We start from the raw sequence: 15,461 nt of genomic DNA, 5'->3' as shown, positions 1-15,461 counted from the left end.
CGTTCCCTCTCTCTTGTGTAGCGGTGCTACGTATCCAAAACGGAGAGGGAGATTTTTTTAGAGACCTGCTGTCTACCTGAAAGATAAAAGAGTGGATAGGTTCATTAAAGAAAGAGAAGCTTTGATATTGCTTAGGCTATTTTCTTACCCCAGCCCTCACCCCTTGAGAGAATGCATTGTAGATTTGCTGTCTATCTAAAAAATAAAGGACGTCACGACTTAGCATTTGGATCATCTGTTTCATCTACAGATATAAAAAAACGCTGCCCAGGCAGCGTTTTTTATTGCGGATGAACCGGCTTAGAATACTTTCAGGAATAACCAGAACAGGCCACCCGATAAACAGATGGTTGCAGGCAAGGTGAAAATCCACGCCGATAGAATGGTTTTAACCATCTGGAAATTCAGGCCAGATTTATTCGCCACCATGGTCCCGGCCACCGCACTGTTCAAGACATGCGTGGTCGATACCGGCATACCAAAGCCATCTGCTGCAGCAATGGTCGACATCGCCACCAGCTCGGCTGACATACCCTGACCATAAGTCATGTGCTGTTTACCAATCCGTTCACCCACGGTGACCACAATACGCTTCCAGCCGACCATGGTTCCTAAGCCCAGTGCCAGTGCCACCGCAACTTTAACCCAGGTTGGAATATATTGCAGGAAGGAATCGAGATGGTCACGGTAATCATCGACCACTTTTTCCTGTTCCTTGCTCATGGCAGGTAAAGCTTCCGCTTTATCCAGACGCTTGAATGACGTGGTGCTGAGGTACATATCATTACGCAATGCTGCCACTTCTGCTTCCGGAATATTTTTCAAATCGCCGTATTGACCCACACGCTCACCTAAATGATCAGTCAAACTGGCCAAAGCCGGTACCACTTCTGGGGTGATTTCCTTGGTCTGGATGTACTTGGTGATTACTTCTCGGGCCTGCGCATCCGGAATATCGGTATGGTTGGCATAAATTGCAGACGCGGTTTGCGTCGACAATTGCTGGAAAGACTGAATATGCTGGTTGTCCAGTTCCTTATTCAAGGAATAAGCCAATGGCACAATCCCAATCAGGATCAGCATGATTAAGCCCATGCCTTTCTGACCGTCATTAGAACCGTGGGCAAAGCTCACCCCAGTACAGGTAAAGATCAGGATGGCACGGATTAATGGTGGTGGCGGTTTGTTGCCTTCAGGCGGCTGGAACAGTTCCAGCTGACGTTTGAAAATCTTTTTCACCAGCAGGAACAGTACGGCAGCAAAGGCAAAACCAATTAATGGCGAGAACAGTAAAGCCTTACCGACTTTCATCACCTGTTCCATATCCACGCCGGATGCACCAGCGCCCGCATTGAGGATGTAGTTCATAATTCCCACACCCAGAATGGAACCAATTAAGGTATGCGAACTTGAAGCCGGAATACCGAGGAACCAGGTGCCTAAATTCCAGAGAATGGCCGCAATCAGCATGGCAAAAACCATGGCAAAACCTGCGCCTGAGCCAACATTCATGATCAGCTCGACCGGTAGCAAGGCAATAATACCGTAGGCCACGGCACCACTGGCGACCATCACCCCAAGGAAGTTACAGAAACCGGCCCACATCACCGCAACCGGTGCAGACAAGGCATTGGTATAAATGACCGTAGCCACCGCGTTGGCGGTGTCATGGAAACCGTTAACAAATTCAAAGCCCAGCGCAATAAATAAAGCGGTGGCCAGCAGAATCACCGAATACAGGCTAAGCGCCGGAACATGCGATAAATCTGCCGATAATTGAAAGCCAATATAAATAAGCGTTGAAATAATAAGCGTTAGAAACACCGGCATAAAGAATTTCGGTGTTGGCACATGAACATTGGTCGACTTTTTCGGAGCCGACTGGTGTGCTGAATCTACGGGAGTTTGATTAGAATTCATGCAAGCAGGAAAAGAGGATACAAAATCCCCTTATTGTTCAGTTAAATTGTGACAATTATATGACAAAAGCAGGTCAAATAAAGTAATTTTTCTACTTTATTTGCCACAATTTCCTGATAATTTTATAGACAAAAAATCAAACTATTTAAAATAAATCAAAAACTTATAAACCACCATCTCATCTTCATTCGGTTTTCTGTCATTGCTGTCATCTTTGATGACACTGAAATATTACAAGCACAGCAAAACCCGACCCATTTTTAGACCTTCTCATGCTGCCATAGCTATATGACAATTTTATGAATCCTTACAATGATTTATTTATAACGATGTGTATATTTTCAAAATAAGCCCATGAAAACGTATACTTTTTCAGCAAAGATGCCACAAAGTTCCGTTCCATCCCATCAATTGCGGAAAAAAGCAGTCGAACTCTGCTAAAATATTGCGCATTTCTGATTCATCAAAACAAGGGTTTTTTATGTCCACGCTTGCTACCCTGAAAGAACTTCTTGCCAAAAGAATTTTAATTATTGATGGTGCTATGGGTACCATGATCCAACGCCATAAATTGGAAGAAGCCGATTATCGTGGTGAGCGTTTTGCTGACTGGGCCTATGACCTGAAAGGCAACAATGACCTTCTGGTTTTAACACAACCACACATTATTCAAGGTATCCACGAAGCGTATCTTGAAGCGGGCGCTGACATTATTGAAACCAATACCTTTAACGGTACCCGTGTTTCGATGTCGGATTATCACATGGAAGATCTGGTTCCGGAAATTAACCGTGAAGCAGCGCGTATTGCCAAAGAGGCCTGCGCGAAATACTCAACCCCTGGAAAACCACGTTTTGTGGCAGGTGTAATTGGTCCGACTTCACGTACCACCTCTATTTCACCAAACGTAAATGATCCTGCATTCCGTAACATTACTTTTGATGCTTTAAAAGTCGACTATATCGAGTCGACCAAAGCACTGATCGAAGGTGGTGCGGACATCATCCTGATCGAAACGGTATTTGATACCTTGAATGCCAAAGCTGCGATCTTTGCGGTGAAAGAAGTCTTTAAAGAAATTGGTTATGAATTGCCAATCATGATCTCAGGTACGATTACCGATGCTTCAGGCCGTACATTGACCGGTCAAACCGCTGAAGCGTTCTGGAACTCAATGCGTCATGCAGAACCGATTTCAATCGGCTTTAACTGTGCGCTGGGTGCAGATGCCATGCGTCCACACGTAAAAACCATATCTGACGTTGCCGACACTTTCGTTTCTGCGCATCCTAACGCAGGCTTGCCAAATGCGTTTGGTGGTTATGATGAAACGCCTGAAGAAACTGCAGCATTTATTAAAGAATTTGCAGAAAGTGGCTTGATCAATATTACGGGTGGTTGCTGTGGTACGACGCCGGATCATATCCGTGCGATTGCACAGGCGGTTGAAGGTATTGCTCCTCGCCAGATTCCTGAAATTGAGCCTGCGTGCCGTTTAAGTGGTTTAGAACCATTTAACATCACCAAAGATTCGTTGTTCGTGAACGTCGGTGAACGTACCAACGTCACCGGTTCTAAAAAGTTCCTGCGTCTAATTAAAGAAGAAAACTTCACTGAAGCTTTAGACGTCGCTCGTCAACAGGTGGAAGCCGGTGCGCAGATCATCGATATCAACATGGATGAAGGCATGCTCGATTCACAAGCTGCAATGGTGCACTTCCTGAATCTGGTGGCATCTGAACCTGATATTTCACGTGTGCCCATCATGCTCGATTCTTCTAAATGGGAGATCATTGAAGCAGGTTTGAAATGCGTACAAGGTAAAGCCGTGGTGAACTCGATCTCCTTAAAAGAAGGTTATGACGAGTTTGTAGAACGTGCCCGCCTGTGCCGTCAGTACGGTGCGGCGGTGATCGTCATGGCATTCGATGAAAATGGTCAGGCGGATACTGCAGAGCGTAAAAAAGAAATCTGTAAACGTTCTTACGACGTGCTGGTAAATGAAGTCGGCTTCCCATCTGAAGACATCATCTTTGACCCGAACGTGTTTGCAGTGGCAACCGGTATTGAAGAACACAACAACTATGGCGTCGATTTCATTGAAGCGACTGGTTGGATCAAACAAAACCTGCCAAATGCGATGATTTCAGGCGGTATCTCCAACGTATCATTCTCATTCCGTGGTAACGAGCCTGTACGTGAAGCGATCCATGCAGTGTTTCTGTATCACGCGATCCAGAAAGGCTTGACCATGGGGATCGTGAACGCCGGCCAGCTGGCGATTTATGATGACATCGACAAAGAACTGAAAGAGGCCGTTGAAGATGTGGTATTGAACCGTAATCAAGGTGAAAGCGGTCAAGAAGCGACTGAAAAATTACTGACCATTGCTGAAAAATACCGTGGTCACGCAGGCGCACAAAAAGCCGAAGAAAACCTTGAATGGCGTAATGAAAGTGTTGAAAAACGTCTTGAATATGCATTGGTGAAAGGCATCACCACGTACATTGACCAAGATACTGAAGAAGCACGTTTAAAATCAGCTCGTCCACTTGATGTGATCGAAGGTCCACTCATGGCAGGTATGAACGTGGTGGGTGACCTGTTCGGTGCCGGCAAAATGTTCTTACCACAAGTGGTGAAATCTGCACGTGTGATGAAACAAGCCGTGGCCTGGTTAAACCCATTCATTGAAGCAGAAAAAACCCAAGGCGAAGCCAAAGGTAAAATCTTGCTTGCAACAGTAAAAGGCGATGTCCATGACATCGGTAAAAATATCGTAGGTGTGGTACTTGGCTGTAACGGTTATGACATTGTTGACCTTGGCGTAATGGTGCCATGTGAGAAGATTTTACAAACAGCGATTGACGAGAAAGTCGACATCATCGGTCTATCTGGTTTGATCACACCTAGCTTAGATGAAATGGTCTTTGTTGCCAAAGAAATGCAACGTAAAGGCTTTAACATTCCACTGATGATTGGTGGTGCGACCACATCGAAAGCACATACTGCGGTGAAGATTGCTCCGCAATATCAAAATGATGGTGTGTTCTATACTGCCGATGCATCTCGTGCTGTAGGTGTGACCACACAATTACTTTCTGTTGAAATGAAACCACAATTGATGGCGGACTATGCAGCAGATTATGAAAAAATCCGTACCCGTCTTGCCAACAAGCAGCCAAAAGCAGCAAAACTGTCTTATGCTGAATCAGTTGAAAATGGTTTCAAAATCGACTTCGACAAGAATGCACCAGTAAAACCAAACTTCATTGGTTCTAGAACATTCACTAACTATCCTTTAGAAACCTTGGTGGAATACTTTGACTGGACACCGTTCTTTATTTCATGGAGCCTAGCGGGTAAATTCCCGAGAATCCTGGAAGATGAAGTGGTGGGTGAAGCCGCGCGTGACTTGTATGAACAAGCACAAGCAATGCTCAAAGATATTATTGAGAATAAACGTTTCGATGCTCGTGCGACGTTTAGCATTTATCCTGCAAACCGTGTCGCAGCGGATACCGTTGCGGTGACTGATGAAAATGGCAATGTAACACACAGCTTCGAGCACCTTCGTCAGCAGTCTGACAAAGTAACCGGTAAAGCGAACTACTCTTTGGCTGACTTTATTGCACCAAAAGATGTGGCTCAGGATTACTTGGGTGGCTTTACGGTTTCAATCTTTGGTGCGGAAGAACTTTCGCAAGAATACAAAGCCAAAGGCGATGACTATAACGCAATTATGGTTCAAGCCTTGGGTGACCGTTTTGCTGAAGCTTTTGCCGAGCATTTACATGAACGTATCCGTAAAGAGTTCTGGGGCTATCAGGCCAATGAACAACTGTCGAATGAAGAGCTGATTAAAGAGAAATATGTCGGGATTCGTCCGGCGCCGGGCTACCCTGCTTGTCCTGAACATTCTGAAAAAGCACCACTATTTGACTGGTTAGGTTCAACTGACAAGATTGGTACGCAACTGACCAGCAGTTTTGCGATGTGGCCGCCATCATCAGTCAGTGGTTTCTACTATACCAACCCTGAAAGCCAGTACTTTAACGTGGGTAAAATCGCAGGCGACCAGCTGGAAGATTATGCGCAGCGTAAAGGTTGGACGTTAGATGAGGCGAAACGTTGGTTAGCGCCGAATTTGGATGATTCGATTTCTTAAATCCCCCTAGCCCCCTTTATTAAAGGGGGAACTAAAAATCCCCCTAAATCCCCCTTTAACAAAGGGGGATTTAGGGAGATTCATCCGCCAAATGACTAAAGCAATACTGATAAATCACTTCCACCACATCACTAATCTTCCCCATCACCTGCCCATTATCAAACCTCGGCACTTTTAGCCCAAGCTGAGCCAACGCTTCATCCCGAATCCGATCTGCTTCTAAGCCCTCAATTGTGAAGTGCTGACTGCCATCACACTCAATCACCAAATTGGCAGCAGGACAGTAAAAATCCACAATGTAATTTAATAAAGGTTTCTGCCGATAAAATTGCAAACCCAATATTTGCTTATTACTAAGCAATTAAAACTTCAAAAAATTTTTTCATATAAATTGCCAAATCGGTCTAAATGCTCATAAATAGTTTGTCGGCTTGAGGCATACCTCCATTGTCTTAAATATTGTTTATGAAAATGATACTCATGAACCTCCGTACCAAAATCAAAAGATCCATAAACATATTTCACCCTCAAAAGAAACTTTTCACCACTGAATACCAGAATAATGATCTCATTGTTTTGACCTATTTCGATCACTAAGTTGAAATCAACATGAAATCTTTTCCCATTAAATTCCCTAATAATAATTTCTTTGTTTCGAGCTATCTCAATCGTTAAATTCAAATCGATATATTGCTGAGCTAAAACATCAAATAGTTCTTTATTAAAATGATCCTCAGAATGCATAAATTTTTCTCTAAATCATTATTTGTATCTATAAAATTTGAGTGTAGGCTGTAATGAAAAAAAATTCATAGTTCAAATATCTTCCATTTGCGTACTTCAAATACCATTACATCTTATAATACGAAATTAATATTCTCCCAAATCAATATATACTGGTGTTTCAATGAAAAAACTCATGAACAGTGCTGAAAACATCGTGGTTGAAATGTGTAAAGGCTTTGCCCTGGCACACCCAGAACTCGCATTTTCCGAGTCACACAAAATTATTTCAAGAAAAGAAAAACATAACAATGTTGCTTTAATTAGTGGCGGCGGTAGTGGTCACGAACCTGCACATGCAGGCTTTGTCGGTAAAGGCATGCTAGACGCTGCCGTATGTGGAGACGTGTTTGCATCTCCATCGCAAATTCAGGTCTATAAAGCCTTACAATACGTCGCAACCGACAAAGGCGTGCTGATGATCATCAAAAACTATTCTGGCGATATGATGAATTTCCAGAATGGTGCAGCCCTAGCCACTGAAGATGGCATCAAAGTCGACTATGTTAAAGTCGCCGATGATATTGCCGTCAAAGACAGCCTATATACAGTCGGTCGTCGTGGCGTAGCGGGTACGATCTTTGTGCATAAAATTGCAGGTGCTGCCGCATCAAAAGGTTTAGAACTTAGTGAAGTCAAAGCTGTCGCACAAAAGGCAGCGGACAATGTGATTAGCCTTGGTTTTGCCTATAGCTCATGTACCGTTCCTGCTAAAGGAACGCCGACCTTCACCCTTGCCGATGATGAAATGGAATACGGCGTCGGCATCCACGGCGAACCGGGTATCCGCCGTGAAAAAATCCTGCCATCCAAAGAACTGGCACAACGTATTATCGATGATCTGTTTTTAGATCGCCCAGAGATGAGAGAAGTCGCAGTATTAATCAACGGCTTTGGCTCAACCCCGATGCAAGAACTATATGTGTTTAACCATGATGTTTGCGAACACCTTGCGCGTAAAGGCATCAAAATTTACCGTACATTTGTTGGCAACTACATGACCAGTATCGACATGAACGGTGCTTCTGTTTCACTACTTGCGGTAGATGATGAACTGAAAGACTACTTAGATGCTGAAGCCAACACCCCTGCCTTAAAACTGGATGGTTCACCAGCCTTGCCATTTGAGTTTGCAACCAAAGATGCAACAGCAGAATATAGTGCCAACACCGCAGTCGAAACAGCTGCAGAACATGCTGAAATTCAAAATGAACAGTTCACCATTGAAAATATGCGTTATGTGGTCGATGTGATGGCAGCATGTATCATTAAAAATGAAGTGCCGTTTTGTGAATTAGATGCACATGCAGGTGATGGCGATTTTGGTATGAGCGTGGCAAAAGGTTTTAAACAACTTAAAAAAGAATGGCAAAGCCTGATCCAGGCACAGTACATGGATGAATTCTTACTGAACAGTTCGATGATCATCATGGAGCATTGTGGTGGGGCATCAGGTCCAATCTGGGGTTCTGCATTCCGTGCTGCGAGTAAAGCCATTCAAGGCAAAAACACATTAAGCGTGACAGATTTTGCCGATATGCTTCAAGCAGCAGTAAAAGGCATTCAGGTAACAGGTGAACGCTCATTTGGTCGTGGTGCTGTGGTAGGTGATAAAACACTGATTGATGCACTTGTGCCATGTGCAGACTCATGGTCTGCCAACACCGATAAAAGCTTTAAAGAAAACTTTATTTTAGGTGCTCAGGCTGCTGTTCAAGGTGCTGAATCAACCAAAGATATCGTAGCACGTATGGGACGCGCGGGCACTGTCGGTGACCGTAGCTTAGGCTATCCTGATGCAGGTGCTTATGGTTTAGGCGTAATCTTTAGCGATATTGCTGAGCATATTAAATAAGATTTTCAAGATTTGAAAAAAAAAGCCTCGCATCATCGGGGCTTTTTTATTTACCGGTATGTCCTGTTCTGAAATAAGCTGGCAGAAAGAACGTCTATTGAAATTTTTCCAGATACTTGGTTAACTTTTCTTTGACCACAACCCTTTTATTGCCCTTCATCTGGGCTTCACTCAGAATTCCTTCCGAATCAACCACCACCACACGATGTCCATCTTGCTGCAAACGCTCTACCCCTTCAAACAGCATCCGTGCACCCACATCATGAATTAAGGTGAGGTTGGTCAGATCGAGTACAATCGTCGTATCGCCCGGCGGCTCTTCCTGTAAGTTACGCAGCAACATTTCTGATTCGGTAAACTGCAACACCCCACGCAGTTCATAGACGCGAACATCTTTATTTTTTCCAGCCCAATAACAGCTTTGAATAATGGTTTGTGCGGAAGGCGTCCCTTCCATCAGATGCAGGCCCATATCGGCAGATAAGCGCTCGAAAATATCAATCCCGCGGACACTGTTGCCATGTTCATCTACACGCGGTGAAAATACCGCAATACCGACCTGCCCCGGCAGTACGCCAATAATCCCGCCAGACACGCCACTTTTGGCCGGAATCCCCACCGTGGTGAGCCAGTCTCCGGCAGCATCATACATACCACAACTGAGCATCACGCTTAACACCTGCCGCACCACTGCCCGATCCAGCAAACACTCACCCGTTTTCGGATGCAGGCCACCATTGGCCAAGACACGGGCGATGTGCGCCAAATCCTTAACCGTGACCTTAATTGCGCACTGCTGGATATATCCATTTACAATTTCGACCGGGTCAGTGTCCAGTGCACCGACAGTACGCAGCATATAGCCAATCGACAGATTCCGGAATGCAGTCTTCATTTCGGAGGTATAGACCTGCTCATCAAAACTTAATTCCCGTCCGGCCAGTTCACTTAAAAAACGGCGCAGCTGCTCGGCCCGTGAAATGCCAGCCGTAGTTTGAATTAATGAATGGGTGGTAATCGCCCCCGAGTTGATCATCGGGTTTTTCGGAATATTCAGTTCTTTATCTAGGGAAATCTGGTTAAAGGCTTCTCCGGAGGGTTCAACGCCTACTTTTTGCAAAACTTCTTCAATGCCCAACTGCTCCAGCACCAGTGCATAGGCAAAGGGTTTGGACATGGACTGGATGGTAAATTCATGACCATCATCACCGCTGGAATAGATCATGCCATCTGCGGTGGACAGGGCCAGCGCCAGCTTGTTAGGATCAGCCTGTGCCAGTTCCGGAATATAATCGGCCAGCTGCCCGCCCACATTGCGCTGACATTGTGACAAAACATGCTTTAAATAATCTGGAACAGGCGTTTGCATAGGGTGGGTCCTTCTTTGGGCATTATCATTGTTGTAGATGGCAACTTTATTTTATACCGCAAGCCGGCACGTTTTGGCCCGGCAGTTACAGCATCACTACACGCATCGCTTTTCTAAATCTTCTTGATTCAATTATGCGTTCAAGATTGTGCACTTTTTTAGATCACTGTCTGGGAGAAGCTGCTATGATGGCGCGATTTTTTGACTTACCTGCAATTTGTTCATGTTAGCCGAAAATTTCTCCCTCTACAGTGCGCTAATCCCGCTGTTTATGATGGCCTTTGGCAGCGTCATTCTGCTGCTGCGGCTGTTCCAACCGATTCCCACCTATTTTCTGTGGTATGCCGCATCGACCCTATGTACGGGTCTGGCCGTACTGATCATTACTGTGGTCTCTGCCCAAGTGTTACCGACCTTTAGCTTTATTCCGTCCACGCTGCTGTTTATCAGCTGTGCGATGTTCACCCATGCCATTCATTTACGGCTGAATGTCACCACGCGCTGGGCATTTCTGCTGGTGCTAATTGCCATTGCCGAGTCAATTTATGTGTATTTTTCGGTGTTTGATGAGCAATATGCACAGCGGATGCTGGTGCTGACCATCACCATTACCCTGATTTTTTCGCATAATTTAAAGGCTTTATATCAGGTCAAGCTCAAGCAGAAACTGGATCGCCTGTTACGCCTGTCACTGTTGCTGTTAAGTGCGGTGATTGCGCTGCGCACCCTGTATCTGTTTGTGGTATTACAGCCGACCAACCAGATTTTAAGTAACAACTTGGTCGCTGCCGGCACCCAGCTGATTATTCTCTGCCTGAGCCTGCTGATGGCCGGGCTGCTGTTTCATAGTGCCTATCAGGATATTTTCCAGCAGCTGCAAAAAGAACGGAATCTTGATCCATTAACCGGCTTGCTGAATCGCCGGGCGCTGGTGGAACGTCTGAAACGCTTAAAACAGCACAGCCGTTCCAGGCAGAATGCGATTATTCTGTGTGATCTGGACTTTTTTAAGCAGATTAATGATCAATATGGCCATAAGGTTGGCGATGTCGCGCTACAGCATGTCACCGAAATTATCAGCAAAGCGGTACGCAAATACGATGAAATCTGCCGGATGGGTGGTGAAGAATTTCTGATTTTACTGCAAGATACCCCGCCGGATATCGCAATTCAGGAGGCAGAACGGATTCGCAGCAGCATCGAAACCACACCACTGATTCAGAGTGGTCAGGTCATTTCAATGACCGGCAGTTTCGGCATCAGCTTTTTACAGCACTTTGATGAGTTTTCTCAGGCTGCGCAGCAGGCCGATTTACTGCTGTATCAGGCCAAAAATCTGGGCCGCAACCAGCTGTAGTGGCAACAATAACAATCATCGACACACGCAGACGTTTATAACTATTAGTTTATTTTTCCCAAATAAAGTTTGATTATTCATAGCTATAGCTCTTCTTTAAAATTACGGTTCCTGTTTTTAATCCTGTCAGAAGATACGCATGGATGCTACTCCCCGTTTAAGCCGCGAAGACAAACGCACACTTGGCCTGTCCTCACTCGGCGGTGCACTCGAATTTTATGACTTTGTCATTTATGTCTTTTACGCCAAAATTATTTCCGATCTGTTTTTCCCAAGTACCTTAAGTCCATTTTGGGCCATGCTGAATACCTACGGCATTTTTGCAGCCGGTTATTTCTTCCGTCCGCTCGGCGGTGTGGTGATGGCGCATTTTGGCGACCTGATTGGCCGTAAACGCCTGTTTAGCCTGTCGATTTTATTGATGGCCTTACCAACGCTGTTTATTGGCATCATGCCGACCTTTGAAAGCATTGGTTATGCCGCGCCATTATTGTTACTGCTAATGCGCGTGGTACAAGGTATTGCCATTGGTGGTGAAATTCCTGCGGCTTGGACCTTTGTTTCCGAGCATGTGCCGGAAAAAAGAATTGGTTTTGCCAATGGCCTGCTGACCGCCGGCTTATCCTTGGGGATTTTACTCGGTGCATTAATGTCACTATTTATTTCGCTGCAATTTACTGCGGCCGAAATTCAGGACTGGGCATGGCGTATTCCGTTTATTGTTGGTGGGATTTTTGGTCTGGTGGCGCTGTATTTACGCAGTTATTTACATGAAACACCGGTATTTAAAGCCATGCAGGCGCGTAAGGAACTGGCCAAGGAATTACCGGTGAAACAGGTGCTGGCACAGCATCGTAGCGGTGTGGTAATGGGCATGTTCTTTACCTGGTTCCTGACCGCCTGTGTGGTGGTGCTGATTTTGGCCATGCCAAACCTGCTGGTCGGTGCATTTGGTTTTGACCGCGCCGATGCCTTTAAAATGCAGAGTGCCGCCATTGTTATGCAGATGATTGGCTGTATTGTGGCCGGGCTGCTGGCCGACCGTTTTGGCGCTGGCCGCGTTATTTTATTCGGTTCCCTGCTGGTCGCTGCAATTGCCTCGCTGTTCTATAACAGCCTGGGTCATGTTGAAGCATCAACAATCTTTATGCTGTATATGCTCTTGGGTCTGGCATCAGGGACAGTTGGCATGGTGTCATATAGCATGGTGAAAATGTTCCCGGCACAAATCCGTTTTTCCGGTATTTCATTTTCTTATAACGTGGCCTATGCCATTGCCGGTGGCATTACCTTACCGCTGGTGCAGTGGCTAAGCCTGTATAGCAATATTGGCGCGCTATATTATATCTGGGTGGTGTGTCTGGTGGCGTTTATGACCGCCTGGTTTTATCAGCAACGCTTTGAGCGTGCCCGCCCTTCGGTTTAATCCACCTCAAAACAAAAAAGCCCGGCTTCATCCGGGCTTTTATCCAAAGATGTTCAGATTTTAGCTTTTTAAATTCTTCTTGAGTTCATCTTCAACAATATTAATCTCTACTTCGCTAAAGCGGCGAATTTCACCTTCTGCATGTTTTTCCAGCATCCCGCCAATTAATGGCACTTTTACTTTTACTGTCCAGTTCAGCTGGATCTGAACCTGCTGATCATTACCCGTCACCGAACGTGCGCAGCGGGCCTCTAAGGGTAAGTTCGCACCTAAATCAATGGTCGAGGTCAATGCACTCAGATTGGTGACATCGGTGCGCTTTAAACGAAAAGCATCTTTTAGCAGTTTTTTGGCGATGTCTGGAATATTCACATCCAGGTTATAGGCACGGCGCAAGGTGTAAATATCACCTTGGATCTGCGATTCCAGAATCTCCAGATTTTCCCCCGGAATGCGTTTGCATACATTTTCATGTAATGCAGTATTTGCAGCCAGCTGTTTGAATTCGCTCAATGAAACACCCTGAATGGTGGCATTGACAGTAAATTGATGCGCCATAGTTGATCCCTGATTTTGTCTTTTTCTTCGGTCTTGTTCTTGGTGGGGAACCTGCTGTTGCAGCCGGTTCATCGCCTGTTTATTTAAAAGAATTCTGCACGCGCTGTCATTGGCTGAATGTGGTCGGATTGTTCTGGTGTCTGCCATATTCAATCCGCAGCATCTCACCGGCATCAATCCGGACAAAACAGTCCAGATAATCAATCCGGGCATAAAACTGTTCAGCGCCATCATCCAGTCCGGCCACCGACCAGCGAATGCCGGCCGGAAACTGCTCAAGCCAGCCCGACTGATAAAAATCGGCGACTGAATCAAAATGCAGGCCCTCGGCAGCGGCCTGTTGCAGACGCCGTGCCACCTGTTCAAACCTGACCTGTTGCTGCTGGCGAAAATCAATCAGCATGGCTTATCTCATCCTGCTTTTATTGCTGTTTATTTCTATCGTCTTTTATTTTAAACCGTCTGGCCGATGAACGCGCCAGTTTTGACTCTGCCCCTCCGCAACATTCAAACTAGAACCAGTCTAAAAATATACGAGTTCAGGATGAACACCACCACCTCTGCTATCCACACATCGCCGCTTGAAATCAGCAGCGTTACTTTCCCGGCCAGCGATGGTTATTTACTGACCGGTACCTGTTATACCCCGCCACAAGTTAAGGCGCAGCTGCTGGTGGCCTGTGCAACCGGCGTGCCGCAAGCCTTTTATCGCCGCTTTGCCGAGTACATGATTCAATATCAGTATCAGGTGCTGTGTTTTGATTATCGGGGTGTGGCCAAATCGGCACCGAAACGGCTGAAAGGCTTTCAGATGTCCTATCTGGATTGGGGCAAACTGGATCTGGCCGGTGCGATTGCTTATTTTAAACGTGAGCAGATGCCGCTATTTATGGTCGGTCATTCCTATGGCGGACAAGCACTCGGATTAGCACCAAATCATGCACAGGTCACGGCACTGTACTGTTTTGGTACCGGCGCCGGCTGGCATGGCTATATGCCACTGAAAGAAAAAATTAAAGTGCAATTTGTCTGGAACCTGATTTTCCCGCCAATGGTGGCCCTGGCCGGTTATTTGCCATGGAGTAAGCTGAACATGGGCGCGGACCTGCCGCTGGGCGTATATCAGGAATGGCGTAAATGGTGTAAAAATCCGACTTACTTTTTTGGTGACCCGGCACAACAGGCGCTGTTTGAATGTTATGCACAGGTCAAAACCCCAATTTATGCCGCTTCTTCACTGGATGATGACTGGGCCTTACCCAATTCCCGGTATGCCTTTATGCAGCATTATTGCAATGCCTCAGTGAAAATGATCAACCTGAGTCCGCAGCAGTTTGGCTTAAGCCAGATTGGACATATGGGCTATTTCCGCCAAGGCGCAGAACAAATCTGGGATCAGGTGGCGGCCACGTTTGACCTATATCTGCCATCCGATGCAAACACCGAAGTGAGCATTTCAAAGTAATCAGGACGGTAAAGACAGGCGCTGCTGGGTTTCACGGCCCTCCCGATCCACATGGGTGATAAAAATACCGTACTGGCTCACGTAGTATTCTAGCGACTGCTCATAGAAGGTCCAGTAAATGGTCCATTCGCCCAGATCGGTATCTGTAATCCGGGTCTGGGTTTTGGCCGGCATTTTACGCAATACCTGTTCCTGCAGCATTGAGCCATCCTCTTTATGCTGTACAACTAATGCGTCCTGCATAAAGATGTCCGCCACATCATCAAACAGTTGCTGTTCATAGGCAGCGACTTCTTCAATCACCTCTTCAACCGGTCGCGGGCATTTCTGGCTAATCGGGCCTTGTACCATATTGCAATAGGCGGCCTGATGTTTCTGAAAGGCACGGTTAATTCTGATTTTGATCATGACTTTCCACAGCGCATAAAAGGCCAGAAAAATCAGGAGGATTGCCAGTATTTTTGCCATAAGCCCGCTTACCTCAATGGTTCGGTTCTCATTTCCCAACGTTTGGTCTCGTGTCTCTTATCTCAGCGCTCTTACAGATGGATCATGCCTGA

Annotated in this window: 11 protein-coding genes and 1 pseudogene; 5 read left to right on the top strand and 7 right to left on the bottom strand. The window is 45.9% G+C overall.

Annotation, left to right across the window (positions count from 1 at the left end; all coding sequences use genetic code 11):
• Positions 1 to 300 precede the first annotated feature (300 nt).
• Positions 301 to 1,920, bottom strand: a complete 1,620-nt coding sequence (locus FTU69_RS00935) for an inorganic phosphate transporter (RefSeq protein WP_005179429.1) — start codon at positions 1,918 to 1,920, stop codon at positions 301 to 303.
• 481 nt (positions 1,921 to 2,401) lie between these two features.
• On the opposite strand from FTU69_RS00935, the gene metH reads away from it, so the two are divergent.
• Positions 2,402 to 6,088, top strand: a complete 3,687-nt coding sequence (gene metH / locus FTU69_RS00930) for a methionine synthase (RefSeq protein ID WP_180103352.1) — start codon at positions 2,402 to 2,404, stop codon at positions 6,086 to 6,088.
• A gap of 70 nt (positions 6,089 to 6,158) precedes the next feature.
• On the opposite strand, the pseudogene FTU69_RS00925 reads toward metH, so the two are convergent.
• Positions 6,159 to 6,446 (bottom strand): annotated as a pseudogene (locus tag FTU69_RS00925) (endonuclease domain-containing protein); the annotation flags it as partial.
• Positions 6,447 to 6,457: 11 nt separating this feature from the next.
• Positions 6,458 to 6,832, bottom strand: coding sequence for a hypothetical protein (locus tag FTU69_RS00920; protein WP_104513539.1), 375 nt, complete (start codon positions 6,830 to 6,832; stop codon positions 6,458 to 6,460).
• Positions 6,833 to 6,995: 163 nt separating this feature from the next.
• On the opposite strand from FTU69_RS00920, the gene dhaK reads away from it, so the two are divergent.
• On the top strand, positions 6,996 to 8,726 hold the full coding sequence (gene dhaK, locus FTU69_RS00915) for a dihydroxyacetone kinase subunit DhaK (RefSeq protein ID WP_180103350.1): 1,731 nt from the start codon (positions 6,996 to 6,998) through the stop codon (positions 8,724 to 8,726).
• Positions 8,727 to 8,820: 94 nt separating this feature from the next.
• Here the strand turns inward: dhaK and FTU69_RS00910 are convergent, their stop codons facing one another.
• Positions 8,821 to 10,095 carry a glutaminase gene (locus FTU69_RS00910; protein ID WP_168383166.1) on the bottom strand — a complete coding sequence of 425 codons (1,275 nt, stop codon included), beginning with the start codon at positions 10,093 to 10,095 and terminating at the stop codon, positions 8,821 to 8,823.
• 223 nt (positions 10,096 to 10,318) lie between these two features.
• Between FTU69_RS00910 and FTU69_RS00905 the strand changes: the two genes are divergently transcribed.
• Positions 10,319 to 11,452, top strand: coding sequence for a GGDEF domain-containing protein (locus tag FTU69_RS00905; RefSeq protein WP_180103349.1), 1,134 nt, complete (start codon positions 10,319 to 10,321; stop codon positions 11,450 to 11,452).
• A 139-nt stretch (positions 11,453 to 11,591) separates the two neighbouring features.
• The gene (locus tag FTU69_RS00900) at positions 11,592 to 12,878 is read left to right on the top strand and encodes an MFS transporter (RefSeq protein WP_104471176.1); all 1,287 of its coding nucleotides are present in this window, start codon (positions 11,592 to 11,594) and stop codon (positions 12,876 to 12,878) included.
• 60 nt (positions 12,879 to 12,938) lie between these two features.
• Here the strand turns inward: FTU69_RS00900 and FTU69_RS00895 are convergent, their stop codons facing one another.
• Positions 12,939 to 13,436, bottom strand: a complete 498-nt coding sequence (locus FTU69_RS00895; protein ID WP_016659309.1) for a DUF2505 family protein — start codon at positions 13,434 to 13,436, stop codon at positions 12,939 to 12,941.
• A 106-nt stretch (positions 13,437 to 13,542) separates the two neighbouring features.
• The gene (locus FTU69_RS00890) at positions 13,543 to 13,839 is read right to left on the bottom strand and encodes a hypothetical protein (protein ID WP_180103348.1); all 297 of its coding nucleotides are present in this window, start codon (positions 13,837 to 13,839) and stop codon (positions 13,543 to 13,545) included.
• Between the two features lie 141 nt (positions 13,840 to 13,980).
• Between FTU69_RS00890 and FTU69_RS00885 the strand changes: the two genes are divergently transcribed.
• Positions 13,981 to 14,901 carry an alpha/beta fold hydrolase gene (locus tag FTU69_RS00885; protein ID WP_180103347.1) on the top strand — a complete coding sequence of 307 codons (921 nt, stop codon included), beginning with the start codon at positions 13,981 to 13,983 and terminating at the stop codon, positions 14,899 to 14,901.
• Here FTU69_RS00885 and FTU69_RS00880 read toward each other — a convergent pair whose 3' ends face one another.
• The gene (locus FTU69_RS00880) at positions 14,902 to 15,369 is read right to left on the bottom strand and encodes a hypothetical protein (RefSeq protein WP_168381868.1); all 468 of its coding nucleotides are present in this window, start codon (positions 15,367 to 15,369) and stop codon (positions 14,902 to 14,904) included.
• Positions 15,370 to 15,461: the final 92 nt, after the last annotated feature.

The sequence above is a fragment of the Acinetobacter sp. YH12134 genome (assembly GCF_013418555.1).
Classification (GTDB): domain Bacteria; phylum Pseudomonadota; class Gammaproteobacteria; order Pseudomonadales; family Moraxellaceae; genus Acinetobacter; species Acinetobacter indicus.
Note: the sequence above shows the minus strand (reverse complement) of the source record. Positions and strands in the feature narration are given on the sequence as shown.

Excerpts from the sequence above, each read along its gene's own strand:
- FTU69_RS00935 (WP_005179429.1), bottom strand. The coding sequence starts at position 1,920 with ATGAATTCTAATCAAACTCCCGTAGATTCAGCACACCAGTCGGCTCCG.
- metH (WP_180103352.1), top strand. The coding sequence starts at position 2,402 with ATGTCCACGCTTGCTACCCTGAAAGAACTTCTTGCCAAAAGAATTTTA.
- FTU69_RS00920 (WP_104513539.1), bottom strand. The coding sequence starts at position 6,832 with ATGCATTCTGAGGATCATTTTAATAAAGAACTATTTGATGTTTTAGCT.
- dhaK (WP_180103350.1), top strand. The coding sequence starts at position 6,996 with ATGAAAAAACTCATGAACAGTGCTGAAAACATCGTGGTTGAAATGTGT.
- FTU69_RS00910 (WP_168383166.1), bottom strand. The coding sequence starts at position 10,095 with ATGCAAACGCCTGTTCCAGATTATTTAAAGCATGTTTTGTCACAATGT.
- FTU69_RS00905 (WP_180103349.1), top strand. The coding sequence starts at position 10,319 with ATGTTAGCCGAAAATTTCTCCCTCTACAGTGCGCTAATCCCGCTGTTT.
- FTU69_RS00900 (WP_104471176.1), top strand. The coding sequence starts at position 11,592 with ATGGATGCTACTCCCCGTTTAAGCCGCGAAGACAAACGCACACTTGGC.
- FTU69_RS00895 (WP_016659309.1), bottom strand. The coding sequence starts at position 13,436 with ATGGCGCATCAATTTACTGTCAATGCCACCATTCAGGGTGTTTCATTG.
- FTU69_RS00890 (WP_180103348.1), bottom strand. The coding sequence starts at position 13,839 with ATGCTGATTGATTTTCGCCAGCAGCAACAGGTCAGGTTTGAACAGGTG.
- FTU69_RS00885 (WP_180103347.1), top strand. The coding sequence starts at position 13,981 with ATGAACACCACCACCTCTGCTATCCACACATCGCCGCTTGAAATCAGC.
- FTU69_RS00880 (WP_168381868.1), bottom strand. The coding sequence starts at position 15,369 with ATGGCAAAAATACTGGCAATCCTCCTGATTTTTCTGGCCTTTTATGCG.